General features: G+C 38.0%; 20 protein-coding genes. 13 read left to right on the top strand and 7 right to left on the bottom strand.

Going from position 1 to position 20,259, the window contains the following annotated elements; genetic code table 11:
- The first annotated feature begins 36 nt into the window (after window positions 1–36).
- Genes ccoG through ADIARSV_RS07645 form a run of 3 tightly spaced genes read left to right on the top strand, consistent with a single transcriptional unit; the run spans window position 37 to window position 2,546 of the window.
- Window positions 37–1,431, top strand: a complete 1,395-nt coding sequence (gene ccoG, locus ADIARSV_RS07655) for a cytochrome c oxidase accessory protein CcoG (protein ID WP_016194877.1) — start codon at window positions 37–39, stop codon at window positions 1,429–1,431.
- 6 nt (window positions 1,432–1,437) lie between these two features.
- On the top strand, window positions 1,438–1,866 hold the full coding sequence (locus tag ADIARSV_RS20475) for a FixH family protein (protein WP_016194876.1): 429 nt from the start codon (window positions 1,438–1,440) through the stop codon (window positions 1,864–1,866).
- A complete protein-coding gene (locus ADIARSV_RS07645) occupies window positions 1,863–2,546 on the top strand; it encodes a sulfite exporter TauE/SafE family protein (protein WP_040299435.1) in 684 nt (227 codons plus the stop codon). Before ADIARSV_RS20475 ends, ADIARSV_RS07645 begins: the two co-directional genes overlap by 4 nt.
- Before the next feature lie 3 nt (window positions 2,547–2,549).
- On the opposite strand, the gene hemN is transcribed toward ADIARSV_RS07645, so the two are convergent.
- The 4 genes from hemN to ADIARSV_RS07625 form a co-directional block, all read right to left on the bottom strand.
- A complete protein-coding gene (hemN, locus tag ADIARSV_RS07640; RefSeq protein WP_016194874.1) occupies window positions 2,550–3,917 on the bottom strand; it encodes an oxygen-independent coproporphyrinogen III oxidase in 1,368 nt (455 codons plus the stop codon).
- Window positions 3,917–4,399, bottom strand: coding sequence for a Rossmann-fold NAD(P)-binding domain-containing protein (locus ADIARSV_RS07635; RefSeq protein WP_016194873.1), 483 nt, complete (start codon window positions 4,397–4,399; stop codon window positions 3,917–3,919). Before ADIARSV_RS07635 ends, hemN begins: the two co-directional genes overlap by 1 nt.
- Before the next feature lie 97 nt (window positions 4,400–4,496).
- A complete protein-coding gene (locus ADIARSV_RS07630) occupies window positions 4,497–5,549 on the bottom strand; it encodes a response regulator (RefSeq protein ID WP_016194872.1) in 1,053 nt (350 codons plus the stop codon).
- Window positions 5,521–6,735 carry a PAS domain-containing sensor histidine kinase gene (locus ADIARSV_RS07625; RefSeq protein WP_016194871.1) on the bottom strand — a complete coding sequence of 405 codons (1,215 nt, stop codon included), beginning with the start codon at window positions 6,733–6,735 and terminating at the stop codon, window positions 5,521–5,523. Before ADIARSV_RS07625 ends, ADIARSV_RS07630 begins: the two co-directional genes overlap by 29 nt.
- A 134-nt stretch (window positions 6,736–6,869) precedes the next feature.
- Between ADIARSV_RS07625 and ADIARSV_RS07620 the strand changes: the two genes are divergently transcribed.
- The 10 genes from ADIARSV_RS07620 (at window position 6,870) to ADIARSV_RS07580 (ending at window position 15,428) form a co-directional block, all read left to right on the top strand.
- Entirely contained in the window at window positions 6,870–7,298 is a 429-nt protein-coding gene (locus ADIARSV_RS07620; RefSeq protein ID WP_040299434.1) for an HYC_CC_PP family protein, read from the top strand.
- Window positions 7,299–7,607: 309 nt separating this feature from the next.
- Window positions 7,608–8,156 (top strand): DUF3347 domain-containing protein, encoded by a 549-nt coding sequence (locus ADIARSV_RS07615; protein ID WP_016194870.1) that lies wholly within the window; start codon window positions 7,608–7,610, stop codon window positions 8,154–8,156.
- 508 nt (window positions 8,157–8,664) lie between these two features.
- Window positions 8,665–8,991, top strand: coding sequence for an L-rhamnose/proton symporter RhaT (locus tag ADIARSV_RS23000; protein WP_016194869.1), 327 nt, complete (start codon window positions 8,665–8,667; stop codon window positions 8,989–8,991).
- Window positions 8,992–9,009: 18 nt separating this feature from the next.
- Window positions 9,010–11,127, top strand: coding sequence for a bifunctional rhamnulose-1-phosphate aldolase/short-chain dehydrogenase (locus ADIARSV_RS07605; RefSeq protein ID WP_016194868.1), 2,118 nt, complete (start codon window positions 9,010–9,012; stop codon window positions 11,125–11,127).
- 76 nt (window positions 11,128–11,203) lie between these two features.
- Window positions 11,204–12,088 carry a Rhamnulokinase RhaK in alpha-proteobacteria gene (locus tag ADIARSV_RS21025; protein ID WP_016194867.1) on the top strand — a complete coding sequence of 295 codons (885 nt, stop codon included), beginning with the start codon at window positions 11,204–11,206 and terminating at the stop codon, window positions 12,086–12,088.
- A 200-nt stretch (window positions 12,089–12,288) separates the two neighbouring features.
- Window positions 12,289–12,549, top strand: coding sequence for an FGGY-family carbohydrate kinase (locus ADIARSV_RS22115; protein ID WP_016194866.1), 261 nt, complete (start codon window positions 12,289–12,291; stop codon window positions 12,547–12,549).
- On the top strand, window positions 12,546–12,875 hold the full coding sequence (locus ADIARSV_RS22995) for a (Fe-S)-binding protein (RefSeq protein WP_016194865.1): 330 nt from the start codon (window positions 12,546–12,548) through the stop codon (window positions 12,873–12,875). Before ADIARSV_RS22115 ends, ADIARSV_RS22995 begins: the two co-directional genes overlap by 4 nt.
- A gap of 98 nt (window positions 12,876–12,973) precedes the next feature.
- On the top strand, window positions 12,974–13,279 hold the full coding sequence (locus ADIARSV_RS22990) for a (Fe-S)-binding protein (protein ID WP_016194864.1): 306 nt from the start codon (window positions 12,974–12,976) through the stop codon (window positions 13,277–13,279).
- Window positions 13,276–14,643: a lactate utilization protein B gene (locus ADIARSV_RS07585; RefSeq protein ID WP_016194863.1), complete on the top strand. Its 1,368-nt coding sequence runs from the start codon at window positions 13,276–13,278 to the stop codon at window positions 14,641–14,643. The genes ADIARSV_RS22990 and ADIARSV_RS07585 overlap by 4 nt, the downstream gene beginning before the upstream one ends.
- A 200-nt stretch (window positions 14,644–14,843) precedes the next feature.
- Complete coding sequence (locus ADIARSV_RS07580) at window positions 14,844–15,428, top strand: LutC/YkgG family protein (RefSeq protein WP_016194862.1); 585 nt, start codon at window positions 14,844–14,846, stop codon at window positions 15,426–15,428.
- 208 nt (window positions 15,429–15,636) lie between these two features.
- On the opposite strand, the gene pflA is transcribed toward ADIARSV_RS07580, so the two are convergent.
- From pflA to ADIARSV_RS07565, 3 genes are all read right to left on the bottom strand, one after another.
- On the bottom strand, window positions 15,637–16,422 hold the full coding sequence (pflA, locus tag ADIARSV_RS07575; RefSeq protein WP_016194861.1) for a pyruvate formate-lyase-activating protein: 786 nt from the start codon (window positions 16,420–16,422) through the stop codon (window positions 15,637–15,639).
- Between the two features lie 83 nt (window positions 16,423–16,505).
- On the bottom strand, window positions 16,506–18,740 hold the full coding sequence (gene pflB / locus ADIARSV_RS07570) for a formate C-acetyltransferase (protein ID WP_016194860.1): 2,235 nt from the start codon (window positions 18,738–18,740) through the stop codon (window positions 16,506–16,508).
- Window positions 18,741–18,867: 127 nt separating this feature from the next.
- Window positions 18,868–20,136, bottom strand: coding sequence for an L-lactate MFS transporter (locus ADIARSV_RS07565; protein ID WP_152439806.1), 1,269 nt, complete (start codon window positions 20,134–20,136; stop codon window positions 18,868–18,870).
- Window positions 20,137–20,259 lie beyond the last annotated feature (123 nt).

Raw genomic sequence — 20,259 nt, 5'->3', positions numbered from 1 at the left:
CTGAATCTATTCATCCTTTAAATAAGGAGATTATTCATGATTGATAAAACATCATCTTATAAAGATCACGTAAGTACTATTACTGAAGATGGGAAAGGCCGTAAATGGATGTATCCTAAACTTATAAAGGGAAAACTTTATATGCTTAGGAATATCTTTGCGGGAGCACTTCTGACCTTACTATTCGCTGGTCCATTTATTAAAGTAAATGGCGAACAGCTCATTCTGCTGAATATCCTGGAAAGACGTTTTGCTTTTTTTGGGGTTATATTCTCCCCTCAGGACTTTTATCTCTTTGTATTAGGCACATTGATTTTTATTGTATTCATTGTGCTCTTTACTTCTCTGTTTGGAAGGGTCTTCTGCGGTTGGGCTTGTCCTCAAACTATTTTCATGGAAATGGTATTCCGAAGGATAGAAAGATGGATAGAAGGGGATGCTAAACAGCAAAAGAAGCTGGATAGTGGGCCAATGACTACCGAAAAGATTTTAAAGAAGGCAAGTAAGCACTTTCTGTTTCTTCTGATCTCTTTTTTGATTTCGAATATATTTCTATCTTATATTATCGGCTCTGATCAACTGATCCAAATTATTACAGAGCCACTTGCTGGTCATGTCACCGGGTTTATCTCTATCTGTATTTTTACCTTCGTGTTTTATATTGTATTCTCAAAAATTAGAGAACTTGTTTGTACAGTAGTTTGTCCTTATGGTCGTTTGCAAGGTGTATTACTGGATAGTAATTCGATGATTGTGGCTTATGATTATGTCCGTGGAGAACCAAGGGGTAAAAGAAAACGTGAAGCTGGGGCTGATGTAAAAGGCGATTGTGTGGATTGTGGTTTATGTGTAGATGTTTGTCCAACGGGTATTGACATTCGTAACGGTACTCAAATGGAGTGTATTAATTGCACCCTGTGTATTGACGCCTGCGATATGGTAATGGAAAAGATCAATAGACCGAAGCGTTTGATTGGATTTTTCTCCGATGAGCATATCACAAATAGAAAACAGTTTACTGTAGGCCGCAGGATCTATTCGTATGCTGCTATTATATTAATTCTGAGTGCGATACTTTCTTTTTTAATACTGAGGAGGACAGACATTGAAACGACTATATTAAGAGCTTCTGGTACCTTGTATCAAATGAGGGATGATGGCACGGTAAGTAATTTATATAATGCGGAGTTTTATAACCGGACAAGTCAGTCGATCAAATTTCAGGTAGTACCACATGGCCCTGGTACACAAATTCAGTATATTACCAAGCCGGAAGAGCTGAAAAAGGGTGCTAGTATGAAGATTACCTTTTTCATTATACAGGATATCAAAAATATAAAATCGTATAAATCAGACATCAAACTGCAAGTGCTGTCTGCCGGTAAGGTACTTGAAAATATAGAAACAACTTTTATTGCACCACCTAATTAAGAAGAGATGAACTGGGGAACAAAATTAGTGATAGCATTAGGATTATTTATTTCTTTTATAGTAGTGCTGAGTGCAAAGATGATCTTTAGTGATAAGGATGATTTAGTGGAAAGTGACTATTATGAAAAGGGTTTAAGTTATGATTTAGATTATAATAGAGCCAAAAATGTAGTTATTTATCATGCTGAGCCTACAATAACCTTAGGGATCAATAAAAGTATCGAGATACAGTTTAAGAAGCAGGCAACCGGAACGATTAAGTTTTTGCATGCCAGTAACAAAAAACTGGATCGTTTATACCAGGTGAATAGTGACGCAGCAGGGAATGCCGAGTTGTCTCTTAAAGACTTATCGAATGGATATTGGCATGCTATATTAGAGTGGAAAAGTGATACGACAAGCTATCTGTTCAAGAAAAAATTGCATATACAATGAGTCTTTGGGCACTAGCATTTTTCACCGGACTCTTCGGTAGTGTGCATTGTTTAGGGATGTGCGGTCCATTAGCCTTTGCTATTCCTTCGAAACATGCAAACCGCTGGTTGGTGTTGCTTGATAAATTAATTTATCAGGTAGGGAGAATTATATCTTATAGTATTCTTGGCATAATCATAGGGGTTCTTGGAAAGCAGCTTTGGCTATCCGGATTACAGCAATCGGTAAGTATCTTAAGTGGTATTTTTATTATTTTAGCCGCTTTATCTCAATTAAATAAAAGACATTTTTTAAGAAATCAATCTTCAGTAGTTATAAAGTACTATAATAAATTGTTTTCTTATGCACTGCAGCATAAAGCAAATCACTTAATTACAGGAGTGTTGAATGGGTTTTTACCTTGCGGATTTGTATACCTGGCTCTTGCAGGAGCAGTAAATACAGGTAATGTGATTGATTCAGCACTATATATGGCTCTTTTTGGATTAGGTACTTTACCGCTGATGCTGATTGCAACCTTCGGTATGGGAATGGTAGGTTCCTTCTTTAAGCAAAAGATCAATCGGGTAGTTCCCTATTTTATGATTTGTTTGGGATTGTGGTTTATATTAAGGGGATCTGAATTAAGTATCCCTTACCTGAGTCCTGCTGCCGTAGATAATACGGAAGTCTGCGAATAAACCTTATCCGGCCATACTAAACATGACAGTTTTGGGCTGGTTAGCCCATAGTCTTGCATCCAGCGCCATACATATATTACGAAGGAACCGTTGCCCCTGAGGAAGTACAAGCAGCTTGAATGGCTCTAATGTAATTAACCCGTCTTCTTCAAGCGATTTAAGACGCTTTAATCCGTCCATGAATGCCTTGCATTGAAGATTAGGATCTTGCCAGGAGGTACTGCCATTACACATGATGTTTTGAATATGCTGACGTATGATCAAATCTTCTTTTGTGAGCAGGTGGCCTTTGAATACAGGTATTTGTCCTGCCTCTACACGGGCTCTGTAATCTTCTACTTTTTTCTCATTCTGAGCGAAAGCATAAAGTGTATCACTGATAGATGACACACCCAGACCAATCATCAGTTGGGTATACTGATGGGTATAACCCATAAAGTTTCGGTGCAAAAGACCTTCTATCTGAGCTTTATATAAGGAATCGGAAGGTAATGCAAAATGATCCATGCCAATTTCCAGGTACCCTGCATTGATTAGCATTTCGCGACCTAGCTCATATAATTTCTGCTTTAATTCAACAGAAGGAAGATCTTTTTCTGTGTAACGCCTTTGTCCTGGTTTAACCCATGGTACGTGAGCGTAACTATAAAACGCAATCCTATCAGGCATTAATAAAAGCGTTTTATGAATTGTTTTTTCCAAACCTTCCAGTGTTTGAATTGGAAGGCCATAAATTAAATCATAATTAACCGACAAATAGCCAATTTTCCTGGCTTGGTCAGTCACTGATTTTACGTCTTCATAAGATTGCATGCGGTTGATCACAACTTGTACCAGTGGATCAAAATCCTGAATCCCCAGGCTTACCCTTCTGAATCCAAGTTTATATAATGTTTTAAGATGTTCCTCTGTGGTGTTAGCAGGATGCCCTTCGAATGAAAATTCTGCTTGCTGGTGTATAATGGCATCTTTAAATAGTCCCTTTATCAGGAGCTCTAAATTGTCGGGACTGAAAAATGTAGGTGTACCTCCACCTAAATGTATTTCTTTAATTACAGGCTTCTCCTTAAATAAAGATTTATATAAATCCCATTCTTTAAGTAAGGTTTGAATATAAGGTTCTTCAACAGTATGATTTTTAGTAATACGGGTGTTGCAACCACAATAAGTACATAGGTTTTCGCAGAATGGTAAGTGGACATACAAGCTTATTCCATCGCGTGTGTTGCTTTCTTCGAATGAAAACCGGACAGATTTAATCCATTCGTCATTACCCATAAATTCCGCATTCCAATAAGGAACAGTTGGATAACTGGTATAACGGGGTGCTGGAACATGATATTTATTAATTAAATCGTCTTCAACGTTCATTATGCAGGATTTTGATCTATTCGGCTCTGAAACTCACCTGCAATGATATGACTTTCGCAATCCTGTGAAATGGTACAACTATCTCCGTTGCATTTTGTGTTTTGCCAATAATCCAGATTGTGAATGGTGTCATTAGCGATCTTAGAATAGAATGATTTAGCATCCATTGTCGCTGAATCTGCATTGGATACAGATATTGAAGCAAGTTTTATATCATGTAAAGCAGCAGCTTTTTCATCTATATGTTCAAGGGTTAAAGATCTGCTTGTAATAAATTTAATTCCTAAAGCAGCAAGTTTTTCTATAACGTCTAATGTAACTTTATCTTTGTCAGAGATTATAACAACCTCTTTTCCAGTAGCATATTCGGCTGTTTCAATACCAAGTTCATTTGATATCAATGTGATTTCGTGTTTCTTATGATTGGCTTTTGCCAGTGGCTCCTTTTCAAAGGACCTTATACTGTATGCTACGGCTCTCATTCTTAAATAGATAATGTAAATTGACAATACTATTTCAAAGATAAGAATGAGAGTTGTAACTTGGAATGAGGGAAATCAGGCAAGAAAATGACTTTGGTCAGTTTTTCATGTTTATTAATTTTGTTGCGTTTAAAATGATTATCTGGCTGCCTTTTTTTTCTATCAGGCCTTCATCTTTAAAATCACTTAAAGTACGACTTACTGTTTCAGTAGCCATTCCTGCCATCGCAGCGAGGTCATCTCTGGAAATCCGTAATACACCTTTTTCCGGGTCAGTTCCTGCCAGACGGAGAAGAACCTGAGCCATTCTTTTTCTAACGGAATGGTATGCCAGTTGCAGTAACTGATCTTCCTTTTCTTTCAAATTGTTTGAAAGGATTTTTATAAAGGCGCGTCCTACTTGCGGATAATGATTAACCAGCTGATCGATCATTTCTTTTGGAAGCATGCATATGGAAGTATCCTCTACTGCTTCTGATGTTTCATGATAAACATCATTGGAAAGCAGTGCATTGACACCAATATACTCATCTGGCCCATAAATGGATGTGAGTAGCTCTCTGCCATCATTACTTAATTTGAATGTCTTTACCTTGCCATTTAAAATTAAATAAAGGCCTGAGGGACTATCTCCTTCATAATAGATGACTTGTTTTTTCTTTACAGTCCTGATTTTACGATCGGCTACAAGTTTTTGCAGTTCTGCAAGACCATCGCCCCGTCCAACCAGATTGTCAAGTTTTTCTAAAGATTTGTTATAGAAAGCTTCTTGTTTATCTCTTTTATTTAGCCTGCTTTCAATGGCGTTAAGTAATTCAACGTCATCAAATGGTTTAGTAAGATAGTCATCAGCGCCCATTTCCATGCCTTTTCGCATGTCAATTCTTTCTGCTTTTGCTGTTAAAAATATGAAGGGGATAGTTGATGTTTCCGGTGTTTTATTTAGCATAAACAGTACTCCGTATCCGTCTAGCTCCGGCATCATGATATCACATAAAATGATATCAGGCAGGTGCTTAACAGCTAATTCCACGCCGGTTTTCCCATTGTTTGCATGAAATACAGTATAGTTTGCTAGTTCTAAAATCTCCGTAGTGCTTTCACGGATATCATCATTATCCTCAATTATAAGAATGGATGTTTTTTTCATTATTTGAAGAAAAAGATATAGTAAATGTAGTTCCTTTATTTATAATACTTTCAAACTCAACCTTGCCGTTCATTAAACCGGCATAGCGCCTTACAATATTAAGTCCTAATCCAGTACCTGGAATATTTCCTGTATTATGAGCACGGAAAAATGGTTGAAACAAGTGTTTTTGATCTGCATCGGGGATGCCAATACCATTATCCCTAACGGTTAATATGTATTCTTCTTCTGTTACTTCTGAATTAAATTCTATAAAGGTGTTCTCTCCGGAGTATTTAATTGCATTGGTAATTAAGTTGATGATGCAATTTTTAAGTAGATTCTGGTCCAGGATAACCATACTGGTCAGTCCCGTATGTTCATAAATGATATTTTGGTTTTGCTTAGTTATCATTTGCATCTCTTCAGTAATCTCTTCCGATAATTTGACTACGTCAAAGTGTGTGTAAGTCGGTTCAACTCGTCCGGCCTCGAGTTTTTCGAGGGAAAGGAAATCATTCAATATGGCGGTTAAATTACCTACAGCATTTTTGATCTTATTTACATGCTTGGTAATATTGGTTGGATCTTCCTGCTGCGAATATTTCTCTATCAGGGATGCTGATAGTTGAACCGAACTCAATGGAGTCCGGAACTCATGTGAAGCCATCGAAACAAACCTGCTTTTAAGCTGACTTAATTCCTTTTCTTTTTCCAAAGATAAACTCACTTCTTCCTTCGCTTCCTGTAATGCACGAACCGTCTTTCTTAATGACGCAGTACGCTCTTCTACCAATTCTTCTAATTGTGCGGCATGGTTTTTAATCCTTTCCTCTGCTGCTTTTTCACGGCTAAGATCATTAACAAAACCGGTATAGATGGTTCGGTCTGACAGAATCACTTCGCTTACACCTAAGCGGAAGGGAAACTGAGTGCCGTTTTTTCGTAACCCCTTTACTTCTCTGCCTATCCCAATGATGTGCCGCTCCCTTGTTGTATTGTAACGATGTAGGTACTGATCATGTCGGGAATGATCAGGTTCCGCCATGAGCATGGATATATTATTGCCTATTACTTCATCTGGAATATATCCAAATAGTCGGCAAGCAGATGGGTTAATGGATTCAACAATCCCTTTTTTGTCAATCGTAATAATGCCATCAATGGCATTTTCTATAATAGCATGTAAAAGGGTTGCATCATTCATTTGAAAAAATATACCTTGATTCTCATCAAAAGTAATAAATTAATAATATCACAAAGCTTTCGCACCATTTAAAAGATAAATAACTGGCATATATTATACTATAAACTAATGTATATTATTATTTTTGTATCCAAATGCAATTAATTAAAAGAATTGGTTTTCAAATTTTGGCTCTGATAATTATTATCTCAGCTAGTGGATTTACTATTTCTGTTCACCATTGCTGTGGTAAAATAAAAGGGATCAATTTTTTTGCCGAATCTAAAGGGTGTCAAATACACAAAAAAAGCGCAAAAGGCCACACTCAGAATAATGTACCCGCTTCTTCTGTAACCAGTAAGAGCTGCTGTTACAATCAGAAAATCTCCAATCCTGCTAATATGCAGAGTTCTGGAGAAAAGATGCCTATACGCAGCCAATCGATGCCTGTTCTTTATTTAATTCAATCCCTGTTTAATAATTGGTTCGGCTCTTCCGAACATGTTGAAGTTAAAGTAAAACCTTACACCATTCTTTGGTATCAAGAACCACTTAATATACTCTTCCGACAATTTAAAATATAGAATTCCCGTTTCTATATTAGTTAGCGATTTCAAAGGATGTTTTGAAAAAGACGAAAACACTTCATGTGGTCATAAGAAGCTGGTTGTCACTAAGCAATCAATTTGCTTTTTAATGGATCTGTTTTTTGTTCTTAAAGCTTATCCGTAAATTTTGAACCGCTAATTTATTTCCTAAGTAAAAATGATACTCTTTTATCCTTTCTAAAATACGAATTAACCTAATTTGCCGGGGCAATCACTGGGTGATAAACCTAATAAGATTAAGCTGATTCCTATGCTTTCAATTTATATCGAATAAAATAAACAAACATGAAAAGAAATTATTTTGTAAAAACGCTGATGTCTTTGGCTTTTATGGTATTTATTACTCTGGTAGCCTGTTCTTCAGATACTAAAACAAATCAAAGTACTCCTGCTGCAGAAACCAGTAACAGCAAATCGATCCAGAGTGTTCAGCCTGTATTCAGCGATTCAAAAGTTAAACAGGTTTACAGCAGTTATATTCTGTTAAAGAATGCAGTGTTTAACGCCAATGTGAGACAGGTGAAATTGGCAGCACAGACACTAAAGACAGCATTGACTGCAGTAGCTAGTCCAAAAGGCATAGACCTCTCAAATAAAATGGCAAATGCACCTTCTTTGGAAGTACAGCGTGGCTTACTAACTCCTCTAAGTGCAGAGGTTGAGAAGATTATTAAAGCATCGAAACTCTCATCCGGAATTGTATATAAGCAATTTTGCCCTATGGCAAACAATGGAGAGGGAGGCTACTGGTTGGCAAGCGAATCAACTATCAAAAACCCCTACTATGGCGATCAAATGAGCTCTTGCGGAAGCGTGGAGGAAGAAATAAACTAGAAGTTTCGGTTTATACTATAGATATTCGCCTTTGCTTAAATTCAAGCAATGTGCATTAACTGGATTTAGACAGTAGCGCAAAAAATTTCTATAGGATACTACTAGTTCTAAATTTATCACAACAGTTCTGTATTGGAGCAAGCATGCAGGAAATTTCAATCAATCGGTATTCTGAATTTGACTCATAGTTATTAGTTCATGTACTGTATTGAAAAGAAAAGTGTATTTTCTACATGACAGTGCATGACAGATGTACTGTCCGTTATAGTTAGTTTTAGCTAAACTAATTTTTTAACCCTAAATATAGGACTTGCCTTACAGTAGCCATTATTTCGGGGGTATTAAGTGCCTGTTTTAATTTCGCATTAGAAGCTGGAAAGCCAATGGCCGAAGCGGCTAATGAAATTTGGAAAGTGCTAATCCTGGTCAGGGTGAATTCCTGTTTCAGAATAATGTAACCTATGTTGTTATACTTTGAGGTGGATTAACAACTAACTTTATTTGGTGTATGATATTAAATGCGAGGAATAAGAATTTTGGAGATTATACCAATAAAAATACGCCTATTCTTCGTAATATAATATGCTCTGCCTTGGTTGGATTAACCTGGTTTCTTCAGTTCTTCTTTTACGGAATGGGTGAAAGTAGATTAGGTAAAGGACCAAGTTCTTGGATTTTACACATGGCATTCATTATTTTGGTTGCCAATGTTTGGAGTATTGTGTTAAAAGAATGGAAGTTTGTAAGTAAGAAAACATATGCTACGGTGCTTTCTGGAATTTTGGTAATTGTAATATCAGTATTGGTAGTGGGGCATGGGAACTCCTTAAAATAAATTAAATAAAAAATACATATGTCTATCGTAAAAGAATTTAAACACGTCAACTATCTATGGGAAGATAGTGTAGCGGCAAAGCTCGCAGGCGATGAAGTAGCATTACTCATTTACAGGTCAAATTTGCTTGGTGCAGACCTGCGACTAACTAATTATGGAGGGGGTAATACCTCTTGCAAGACAATTGAAAAAGATCCAATAACAGGTGGTAAAACCGAAGTGATGTGGATTAAAGGATCTGGTGGTGACATCGGTACTTTAAAACGTAGCGGACTTGCCGGCCTTTATGTAGATCGTTTAAGAAGTCTTGAAAACGTATACAAAGGAATTGAACAGGAAGATGAAATGGTTGAATTGTTCAATCATTGTATCTTTGACTTAAAGTCGAAGGCCCCTTCTATCGACACTCCTCTGCATGGATTCCTCCCTTTTAAACATATTGATCATCTTCATCCAGATGCGGCTATTTCAATTGCAGCAGCAAAAGATGGTAGGAAAATCACACAAGAGTTATTTAAAGGAACTATTGGTTGGGTTGATTGGCAGAAACCAGGTTTTGATCTGGGATTACAGTTAAAACAATGTCTGGCAGAAAACCCGGGTATCCGTGGAATCATGTTAGGTTCTCATGGATTATTTACCTGGGGAGATACCGCATACGACTGTTATATCAATAGTCTTGAAATTATTGAAGCTTCAGCTGAATATTTGGACCAGAATTACGGTAAAAAGGGTCCTGTATTTGGTGGACAGCATATTGAAAGCCTTGACGCTAATGGCCGTAAAAGACAAGCCGCAGCAATTGCCCCTGTTTTAAGAGGATTCTGTTCAAGCGAACGCCATATGATCGGTCACTTTACCGATGATGCACGCGTACTTGAGTTTATTAACTCAAAGGATTTAGATCGCTTAGCCCCTATGGGAACAAGCTGTCCTGATCATTTTCTTCGTACCAAAATCAGCCCTCTTGTATTAGAACTGGAAGCGAATGCCAATCTTGCTGATATAGACGATTTAAAAGAAAAGTTGACTCCGGCATTTGAAGCTTACCGTCATATGTATAAGGCATATTACGATAACTGTAAACATGAAAATAGTCCTGCTATCCGCGATTCTAATCCGGTAGTAGTTTTATATCCGGGTGTAGGAATGTTTACTTTTTCTAAGGATAAACAAACTGCTCGTGTAGCGGCTGAGTTTTATACCAATGCTATAAATGTGATGAAAGGTGCTGAAGCGGTATCAGAATATACCTCTTTGCCCCGTCAGGAAGCATTTGATATTGAATATTGGTTATTGGAGGAAGCAAAGCTTTCCCGACAGCCTAAACCAAAACCTCTATCCGGTCGTATCGCTTTGATCACTGGTAGTGCGGGAGGTATCGGAAAGGCAACTGCAAAACGCTTTATTGATGAAGGCGGTGTAGTGGTAATTAATGATAATGATTCAAACAGATTAGAATCGGCAAGAACAGAATTTAATACCCAGTTTGGTAAAGATGCTTTTGCTGCGGTATTATTAGATGTAACCGATTCAGAAAAAATAGTAAATGCCTATAATGAGGCTGCTTTAGCTTTTGGAGGTGTAGATATTATCGTAAATTGTGCTGGATTATCCATTTCAAAACCTATTGAAGATCATACTGAAAAAGATTGGGACATTTTATATGATGTATTGGTTAAAGGTCAGTTCCTGGTTACTCAAAAAGGACTTGAAGTAATGCGTAAGCAAGCTTTAGGTGGCGATGTAATCAATATAGTAAGTAAAAATGCGTTGGTATCCGGACCGAACAATGCCGGTTATGGATCTGCTAAAGCAGCACAGTTACACCTTAGCAGATTAAATGCTGCTGAATTAGGAGGTGATGGTATCCGTGTTAACGTCGTTAATCCTGATGCTGTTATTTCTGATAGTAAAATCTGGGAAAGCGGATGGGCTGAAGGCCGTGCGAAAGCATACGGTGTTACAGTTGCCGAATTACCAGCGTATTATGCTAAACGTACACTGCTTAATAAAATCATTTTACCTGACGACATTGCTAACGCATGTTTTGTACTGGTAGGTGGTTTATTAAACAAGTCAACAGGGAACGTGCTTAATGTTGATGGGGGTGTTGCAATGGCATTTGTGAGATAAAAACCAAATATATTAAGGGCTTCAGTTGGTTCATTCATTTATATGTATGCTGAAGCCCTCTTTAAAACCATAGTATATGAAAATTGAGAGGTATCAGATTGAGGAACACAATAGTAAATTGGCTCAATTGCACCAAAGAAAATCTGAATTTTTATCTCAGGATCTCGAGGGTACAGAGAATATCATAGCGAAGCTGATGAAGTTTCGAATTGCTATTCCAAGTTGGGCTCTTGGTACAGGAGGAACACGTTTCGCGCGTTTCTCAGGAGGTGGCGAACCAAGAAGTCTGGAAGAAAAGATTGAAGATATTGGCGTACTTCAGCAGTTAAATCAATCAAGTGGTGCTATCTCACTTCATAGTCCCTGGGATATCCCCGAAAATATTCAGGCTACCAAAGTGCTTGCTGCTCAACATGGCCGGCGTTTCGACGCCATGAATTCCAATACTTTTCAAGATCAACCCGGTCAGAAAAAGAGCTATAAGTTTGACTCTATGCAACATGTGGATAAAGCAGTTCGCCGTCAGGCCATTGAGCATAATATTGAAGCGATCAAGTACGGTGTTGATCTGGGTTCTGAATCACTAACTGTATGGTTGGCTGATGGATCTTGTTTCCCCGGACAGCTAAGCTTTAAAAGAGCATTCGAAAATACATTAGAAAGTTTACAGAAAGTTTATGCAGCCCTGCCTGAAAAATGGAAAATCCGTTATGCAGGCATTGGATTACATGACAGTTCTGCTGCGTTAATTCCTTTTCTTGCCAGTTTTCAGGAACCCTTTATGCTGCTTTCTACAGGCACATGGTGTGTAAGTCTGAATCCTTTCAACCAATTGCCACTCACAGAGGATGAATTAAAAAAAGATTGTTTGTGTTATATCAGTTATAAGGGTAATCCCGTTAAGGCCTCAAGGCTTTTTGCTGGAAACGAACATGAACAACAAACAAAAAAGATATCTTAGCACTTTAATAAACCAGCAGACTTTTATAAGAAATTAAAATACAATATGGAGAGCTTAAATCGCCTACATAAACAACAGCAAGATGTTCATATCACGACACAATCAGGAGATCTTTTAGCTTCAGGATTTGAGTCCAGAGATTTGAAGACCTTTGTTTCTGCCGAAGATGCATATCATCAATTGATTATTGATTTGATGATATGCAAACTCAGGCCAGTAAACTGGTACTTGAAGGCACAAATGTGAAACGTATTTTTGTAGACGGAGGGTTTAGTAAAAACCCGATATATATGCAATTGCTGGCATCAGCTTTTCCTGAAATGGAAGTTTTTGCCGCATCCGTAGCTCAGGCTACCTCGATCGGAGCAGCGCTGGCTATACATAAACATTGGAACAGTAAATCTTTAGCTACCAATATTATTGATTTAAATTTTTATTCAGCCTCAGAACTCGTATTATGACCGTAGGATTATTCATTCCTTGTTACGTAGATCAATTCTACCCCAATGCAGCCATTGCAACATTACAGTTGCTGGAGAAATTGGGCGTGGATGTCGTGTATCCTAAAAAGCAGACTTGTTGCGGTCAGCCAATGGCCAATTCAGGGTTTTCGCATCTCACTGGAGGATGTGACGATTTATTTACTGAGCTCTTTGAAGAGTTCGATTACGTCGTTGTTCCCTCCGGCAGTTGTACTTTGCATTTGAAAGAACATCTGCATTCAGATAAACACCCTGAATCTGCAAAAGGCTTACGTAAAAAGGTATATGAATTAGTTGAGTTTTAACTGACATCTTACAGGTTAAAAAGCTGAATGCGAAGTTTCCTTACCGGGTAGGTGTTCATCAGAGCTGTCATGGACTGAGGGGCCTTCATCTATCCCAGATGACAGAACTAGTTGCTCCGGCATTCTCTAAGCCCAATCAGCTATTAAGTATGGTTGATGGGTTGGAACTGGTAGATCTCGATCGTACAGATGAATGCTGTGGTTTCGGCGGCACCTTTTGCGTGGCTGAAGAAGCGGTTTCCTCTAAAATGGGCAAAGATCGTGTTGCCGATCATATTAAACATGGTGCCGAGTATATTACAAGTGCCGATTTATCCTGTCTTATGCATATGGAAGGTATACTGCATAGGCAAAAAAGTAATGTTAAAGTTGTGCATATCGCAGAGATTTTAAATGGAATATGAAGGATCACGCTGAACTATCTGAAGAATTTAATAAGGATGAACCCCGTGTGGATTGGCATGATGAAACGCTATGGTTCATCAGAGAGAAACGCGATAAGGCTGTTCATACCATTCCTGAATGGGAGTGGTTGAGGGAAACAGGATCACAGATTAAGAATAATGTACTTTCCAATCTTAGTGTTTACCTGGAGCAATTTGAATTAAATGCACAAGCAAACGGTGTTAAAGTCCATTGGGCTGCCAACGCTGCGGAGCATAATGACATCGTGTTATCTATCTTGAAAAAACATCAGGTAGATCGCATGGTGAAGAGTAAATCGATGCTGACCGAGGAATGTCATTTAAATGATTTCCTCACTGGCAATGGAATTGAAGTAATTGATTCTGATTTAGGGGAGCGCATTGTTCAGCTTGCCAATGAAGCGCCAAGTCATATTGTGCTGCCTTGTATCCATAAAAAGAAGGAAGAAATAGGCGACTTATTTCATGAGTTCTTAGGTACAGCAGCTGGTGAATCCGATCCTCAGGTACTTACTGAAGCGGCACGTCAACATTTACGTGAAACTTTCATGACCCGTAAAGTAGCACTTACAGGAGTTAATTTTGCAGTAGCTGAAACAGGGGAATTTGTTGTTTGTACCAATGAAGGTAATGCGGACATGGGTGCCCATCTATCTGAGGTGCATATTGCCTCTATGGGTATAGAAAAGATTATCCCTGAACGTCAACACCTGGGTGTCTTTTTACGCCTGCTCACACGAAGTGCAACCGGACAGCCTATTACAACTTACTCCAGTCATTTCATGAAACCACGCGAAGGCCAGGAGATGCACATTATCCTGGTAGATAATGGACGAAGCCGTCAGTTAGGGCGCGCAGACTTTCGTAATTCGTTGAAATGTATCCGTTGCGGATCTTGTATGAATACCTGTCCTGTATATCGCCGTAGTGGCGGTCACAGTTACCATACCGCTATTAGCGGACCGATAGGAGCGATCCTAGCACCCAACCTGGACATGAAAGATTACGCAGATCTTCCATTTGCCTCTACATTATGCGGTTCTTGCTCCAATGTATGCCCTGTGAAAATTGATATCCATGAGCAGCTCTATAAATGGCGTCAGGTATTGGTGAAGGATGGTTATGTGAGTCCCGTTAAAGCTATAAGCATGAAAGCCATGGCTTTTACCTTTGCTAATCCTACCGTATTTGAGGTAGCTGGGAAATCAGGACGTTGGTTTATGAAAAACTTCCCTTCCATGGTAAGTAATAAGTTAAACCCCTGGTACAAAGAACGAGAGATGCCAGAACCTCCAAAGGAGTCTTTTAGAGAATGGTATTCAAAAAATAGAAAAAAACCTTAATTAATAGCAGGGAAAAGATCTAATTTCTTTCCTGAATTAATAGGAATATAAAATATACTTCGTTAGATGATACATTAAGAAAAGGTCTAAATTGTTTCCTCAATTACCAGGATTCAAACTATACTTCGTTAGATCATTTGGAGAGATAAATTTTATTTATTTCTTAAATTAGAATTATTCAATATATAATACTTTAAAAAATGTCGAGCAGGAATTCAATATTAGCAGCGTTAAGAGAAAATCAACCGGAGTTAAGCGTATTGCCCTCTCTTGCGGGCCCTATATCTGTAGAGGCTGATCCAGTTGAAAAATTCAAGACGCTTGCAACTGCTATTGGTAGCAAGATTTTTGAAGTCATTACCTTTGATCAGATCAAAGAAGTAATAATGAAACAGTTTCCCGCACCAGCACGCATTATTTCATCCTTTGAAGAATTAGCTGCCATAGCTGAGACAGATATCAAAGTCATCAACCCACATCTTCTGGAAGATACTGAACTTGCTGTTCTTAAAGCACAGCTAGGTGTTGCCGAGAATGGGTCCTTATGGGTACCTGAACTCAATATGATGCAACGTGTGCTGCCCTTTATTTGTCAGCACCTTGCTTTGGTTGTATATAAAAAAGATATTGTTTCTAATATGCACGAAGCTTATCAGGTTTTAGGTAATAGTAATACAGGTTTTGGTGCATTCATTGCCGGGCCATCTAAAACAGCTGATATTGAACAATCCCTGGTTCTTGGGGCACATGGTCCAAGAAGTATGACCGTTTTTATAATGAGCTAAATCCCTTTATTGCCGAGATATTAAAAAATATCAAACAGTATCCAATAAAGGGTACTTTCTATTTTCGATAGCAAAGGCATGAGGACGAGTCAATCTGTAAGGGAAGCGCTTGAAGACGCAACTTTCTTCCCTGATAAGAGTAAACCCCCACAAATGAATGGCAAGGTGTAATCAATATACCAAGTAAATACTCCTCTGCAAAGAAACCCTATTTTAATATCACATTATCAAAGTACTTATTAAAAATAGCGAGCGTTTTCTGCTTACTTTCCTCCGTAGGAGTGGGCGTATCTTTCAAAGGATATTCCATTTTTAATAACTCCCATTTATGCAAACCAAGCTGATGGAATGGAATAATTTCTACCCGTTCTACCGTCTTAAAATTAGTAAAACGCTGTCCCCATTCTTCAATATATTCTTCCTGATCGGTCCATCCCGGAACCAGAACATAGCGCAGCCACAATCTCTTTCCAATCGATTCGCAGTAATCAGCCAATGCCAGCGTATTTTTATTAGTCAACCCAGTCAGCTTATGGTGGATCTCATCATTGATGTGTTTCACATCCAGCATCACCACGTCGGTATGTACCAGTAATTCATGTACCAGCGCATCATTCAGCCGTCCATTTGTATCCAGACAGGTATTAATTCCTTCCTTATGCAGGCGCTGAAATAATGTTGAGAGTTTACTTCTTTGTAAAAGCGGTTCACCACCTGATACCGTTACTCCCCCAAATTTACCGAAGTAAGCTTTTTGCCTCACAGCCCTTTGTACCAGTTCATCAATGGCAATCAGTTCTCCAGCTTTTACATCAAGCGTATCCGGATTCTGACAATACAGGCAGCGGAACTGGCAGCCCTGAACGAATATAACCATCCGTATTCCCGGACCATCATGTGTTCCAAATGTTTCAAGAGAGTGGATGCGGAGATGTTCAGGATCATCAATATTCAATTTTGAAGCTTCGATATCCTGTAAGGGTAAATACAACATGTTGTAAGATGTGAAAAATAAATGAAAAAAAAGGGTCAGGCGTAAAAATACCTGACCCTTTCAATATTTAAACTGATTATTACTTACATTCTTTCGTGGAATGTACGAGAAATAACCTCTAATTGATGTGCACGAGATAAACGAACAAAGTTTACAGCGTATCCAGAAACACGAATGGTTAACTGTGGATATTGTTCTGGATGATTGTAAGCATCCATCAAAGTTTCACGGTTTAAAACATTCACATTTAAGTGATGAGCCATATGTTTGAAGTATCCTTCAATAGTGTTCACCAAGTTTGTAGTTTGTTCTTCCTTATTATCTCCCAATGATTTTGGAATCATAGAGAAGGTATTTGAAATACCATCCTGAGCATCTGTATATCTAAGCTTAGCTACAGAGTTTAATGATGCAATAGCACCACTGCTATCACGTCCATGCATTGGATTTGCACCTGGAGCAAATGGTTCGCCAGATTTACGTCCATCAGGAGTAGCACCAGTGTATGTTCCGTACATTACATTTGATGTAATGGTTAACAATGAAAGTGTAGGTGTTGAGTTTTTGTAAGTCTCATGTTTACGCAATTCATTGATAAAGAAATGAGTGATTTCCTGAGCAATAGTATCTGGACGGTCATCATCATTACCATATTGTGGATATTCTCCTTCAATCTTAAAATCAACTGTTAAGCCTTTTTCATTTCTTACTGGAGTAACCTTAGCATACTTAATTGCAGCTAATGAATCGGCAATAATAGAAATACCAGCAGCACCATAAGCGATATCTACACGGGGATCAGAATCAATTAATGACATCTGTGCTCTTTCGTAGTAGTATTTATCATGCATGTAGTGAATGATAAACATTGCTTTTGAATATACACGGGCAAGATCACTTAAAGTTCTCTTGAATACATCCAATACTAAATCATAATCTAAAGGTCCTTCTGGTAATTCAGGAATTCCCTTAACCATTACAGTTCCTTCATGTTCTTCTCTACCTGCGTTCAAAGAGATTAATAATGCCTTAGGAAGATTTGCTCTTGCTCCAAAGTGTTGAATTGCTTTACCAATTTCCTGGTAAGATACACAACATGCAATACCATAATCATCAGAACCTCTATTAGGACGCATCAAGTCATCATTTTCATATTGAATTGATGAAGTATCGATAGATACCTGTGCACAGAACCTCTTAAAGTCTTCTGGTAATTCTTCAGACCATAAGATAGTTATATTTGGTTCTGGAGATGATCCTAAGTTGTATAATGTTTGTAAGAAACGGAAAGAGTTCTTAGTTACCTTAGTACGTCCGTCGTTTAACTGACCACCTAAAGATTCAGTAACCCATGTTGGATCTCCACCGAAGATTTCATCATAAGAATTTGGACGTAAATGACGAACTATTCTTAGTTTCATCACAAACTGATCTATCATTTCCTGAGCTTCTTCTTCAGTAATTAAACCGCTCTTTAAATCTCTTTCAATGTAAATATCAAGGAATGAAGATACATTACCTAATGACATTGCAGCACCATCTTGTTCCTTTACAGCAGCAAGATAACCGAAATATACCCATTGAACAGCTTCTAATCCAGTAGTTGCTGGTTTAGAAAGATCTAAACCATATTCAGCAGCCATTAAAACGATATCCTTTAATGCAGCGATCTGAGAGTTTATTTCTTCACGTAACCGAACTTTATGTTCTGTCATTTCTCCACTAACCTGTTTGAAATCGGCTTTCTTGAAAGCGATTAACGCATCTACACCATATAAGGCCAAACGGCGGAAGTCACCAATGATACGTCCACGTGCGTAATTATCAGGTAAGCCTGTTAATACGTGTTTTGAACGGTATGCGCGAATTTCAGGATCGTATGCGTTAAATACACCTTCATTGTGACTCTTTGCATAATTGAAGATATCCTTGATTCTGTCTGAAACTTCAACTCCGTGTTCTCTTGCTGCAGACTCAACCAATTTGATACCACCAAACGGTTTCAATGCTCTTTTAAGTAATACGTCAGTTTGAAGACCAACAATTACTTCATCTTCTTTTTTAATATATCCTGGCCTGAAGGCTGTGATGTTAGAAATTACTTCTGTGTCTATTCCCAGAACCCCATTGTTAGCTCTTTCAATTGCAAGTGCTTCCTTAGTTGCATTCCATACATTGATGGTTTTTGCAGAAGGACCGGATAGGAAGGAAGAATTTCCGGTGTACGGAGTAATGTTTTTTACAACAAAACTGTACACGTTTAATGTTGAGTTCCATTCTCCTTGTTCAAATGGAATTGCTGTGACATCTGTTTTCATAATTTTTTAAAATTACTGTTGTTCTTATTAGATACAACAAATTTAACTAATGTTTCAACTTATAAATATGATACGGGTCACATATTAATATGATTCTATATTCATAAATAAGTGAGTAATATTTTGCTTAATTTTCAAACAATATAGTGTTTTTATTGTCAGTATCGCAAATTGTTTCTTCGTCATCCCTTGACACCATCTTATTTTTCAAAACAATTGACATGATACAAGTTGTGAATAAAATACCTGCAAACAGATAGAAGATCCGGGTATAATCATCACTTAAAGTAATTAACCAAGGGCCTACAAAGGCAGCTGCCGACCATGCAATCAATACATATCCAAGCACTGAACCCATTTTATCTGATCCATAAATATCTTTAATAAATGCTGGAATTGTAGAAAAAGCCCCACCATAACAACTGATAATTACGAGTACTGCAATATAAAATACGGTTGCTCCAGGAGTCTGGCTGAGTATAAGAAAGCAAATAGTTCCTATAACAAAGAAGCTCATAAAGGTATTCCATCTACCCATTTTATCGGATACGCTGGACCATATTAACCTGCCTAAACCATTGAATAAACCGATGAAACCGACAAACACAATGGCCGCTGCTTCACTGATATGAATGATGTCTTTAGCCATTGGAGCCGCTACTGCTATCAATGCAATTCCGCATGTGGTATTCAAAAATAACATAAACCACAAACCATAAAACCGGACATCTTTTAATAAAATAAACGCTGGTACGGAAGAACCACCACTATGATAATCGACCACAGCTGTTGGTATTGTTGGATCTTCCAATTCGACCCTTGTTGGTAATGCTGGATTTTCCAAATACAAAGATGCAATCACCATGAAAAAGAAATACGTCATTGCTAAAGTGTAAAAAGTATTGGGTACACCTATACTAGTAGATATAGGATTGATAATCTGAGATGCAATCACTGATCCGACAGCAAACGACATAATTACCAATCCTGAAGCGAATCCCGGTTTATCAGGAAACCACTTAATCACAACCGAAACCGGTGTGATATAGCCAAAGCCTAATCCAATACCACTTATCACTCCGTAAGATAAGTAAAAAAGAGGTAATGAGCCGATACTATTTGCATAACCGGCAACTGCTAGCCCTGTACCAAAAAATAGAGCTCCGATTATTCCTGCTTTTTTCGGTCCTACCTTATTCACAAAGCTACCCATAAAGGCTGCGGTAAGTCCTAAAAAGCAAATTGCAAGACTAAAAGCGAACTTTAACTGATGGGCATCCCAGCCGTTTAAAGATCCGATAGGTTTAATCCACACACTGTAAGCGTAGATAGACCCAATTGATAATTGTAAAGTCATTCCGGCTAATGCCATTAGCCATTTATTCTTTGAATTCATATTGATGAAAATGATATTATGAGACAAAGGTATATACCACCTGCCTATAAAAAATTGATCCCGGTCATATATGCACAATATCATCGATCAGGTTTAAAAACAATTCGTATAGAACATTAGGCT

The organism is Arcticibacter svalbardensis MN12-7 (assembly GCF_000403135.1).
Classification (GTDB): domain Bacteria; phylum Bacteroidota; class Bacteroidia; order Sphingobacteriales; family Sphingobacteriaceae; genus Arcticibacter; species Arcticibacter svalbardensis.
The sequence above is the reverse complement of the archived record's forward strand: the minus strand, read 5'-3'. Positions and strand labels throughout refer to the sequence as shown.

Bases quoted from the DNA above. Each gene is read 5' to 3' on its own strand.
- ccoG (WP_016194877.1), top strand. From the start codon at position 37: ATGATTGATAAAACATCATCTTATAAAGATCACGTAAGTACTATTACT.
- ADIARSV_RS20475 (WP_016194876.1), top strand. From the start codon at position 1,438: ATGAACTGGGGAACAAAATTAGTGATAGCATTAGGATTATTTATTTCT.
- ADIARSV_RS07645 (WP_040299435.1), top strand. From the start codon at position 1,863: ATGAGTCTTTGGGCACTAGCATTTTTCACCGGACTCTTCGGTAGTGTG.
- hemN (WP_016194874.1), bottom strand. From the start codon at position 3,917: ATGAACGTTGAAGACGATTTAATTAATAAATATCATGTTCCAGCACCC.
- ADIARSV_RS07635 (WP_016194873.1), bottom strand. From the start codon at position 4,399: ATGAGAGCCGTAGCATACAGTATAAGGTCCTTTGAAAAGGAGCCACTG.
- ADIARSV_RS07630 (WP_016194872.1), bottom strand. From the start codon at position 5,549: ATGAAAAAAACATCCATTCTTATAATTGAGGATAATGATGATATCCGT.
- ADIARSV_RS07625 (WP_016194871.1), bottom strand. From the start codon at position 6,735: ATGAATGATGCAACCCTTTTACATGCTATTATAGAAAATGCCATTGAT.
- ADIARSV_RS07620 (WP_040299434.1), top strand. From the start codon at position 6,870: ATGCAATTAATTAAAAGAATTGGTTTTCAAATTTTGGCTCTGATAATT.
- ADIARSV_RS07615 (WP_016194870.1), top strand. From the start codon at position 7,608: ATGAAAAGAAATTATTTTGTAAAAACGCTGATGTCTTTGGCTTTTATG.
- ADIARSV_RS23000 (WP_016194869.1), top strand. From the start codon at position 8,665: ATGATATTAAATGCGAGGAATAAGAATTTTGGAGATTATACCAATAAA.
- ADIARSV_RS07605 (WP_016194868.1), top strand. From the start codon at position 9,010: ATGTCTATCGTAAAAGAATTTAAACACGTCAACTATCTATGGGAAGAT.
- ADIARSV_RS21025 (WP_016194867.1), top strand. From the start codon at position 11,204: ATGAAAATTGAGAGGTATCAGATTGAGGAACACAATAGTAAATTGGCT.
- ADIARSV_RS22115 (WP_016194866.1), top strand. From the start codon at position 12,289: ATGCAAACTCAGGCCAGTAAACTGGTACTTGAAGGCACAAATGTGAAA.
- ADIARSV_RS22995 (WP_016194865.1), top strand. From the start codon at position 12,546: ATGACCGTAGGATTATTCATTCCTTGTTACGTAGATCAATTCTACCCC.
- ADIARSV_RS22990 (WP_016194864.1), top strand. From the start codon at position 12,974: ATGACAGAACTAGTTGCTCCGGCATTCTCTAAGCCCAATCAGCTATTA.
- ADIARSV_RS07585 (WP_016194863.1), top strand. From the start codon at position 13,276: ATGAAGGATCACGCTGAACTATCTGAAGAATTTAATAAGGATGAACCC.
- ADIARSV_RS07580 (WP_016194862.1), top strand. From the start codon at position 14,844: ATGTCGAGCAGGAATTCAATATTAGCAGCGTTAAGAGAAAATCAACCG.
- pflA (WP_016194861.1), bottom strand. From the start codon at position 16,422: ATGTTGTATTTACCCTTACAGGATATCGAAGCTTCAAAATTGAATATT.
- pflB (WP_016194860.1), bottom strand. From the start codon at position 18,740: ATGAAAACAGATGTCACAGCAATTCCATTTGAACAAGGAGAATGGAAC.
- ADIARSV_RS07565 (WP_152439806.1), bottom strand. From the start codon at position 20,136: ATGAATTCAAAGAATAAATGGCTAATGGCATTAGCCGGAATGACTTTA.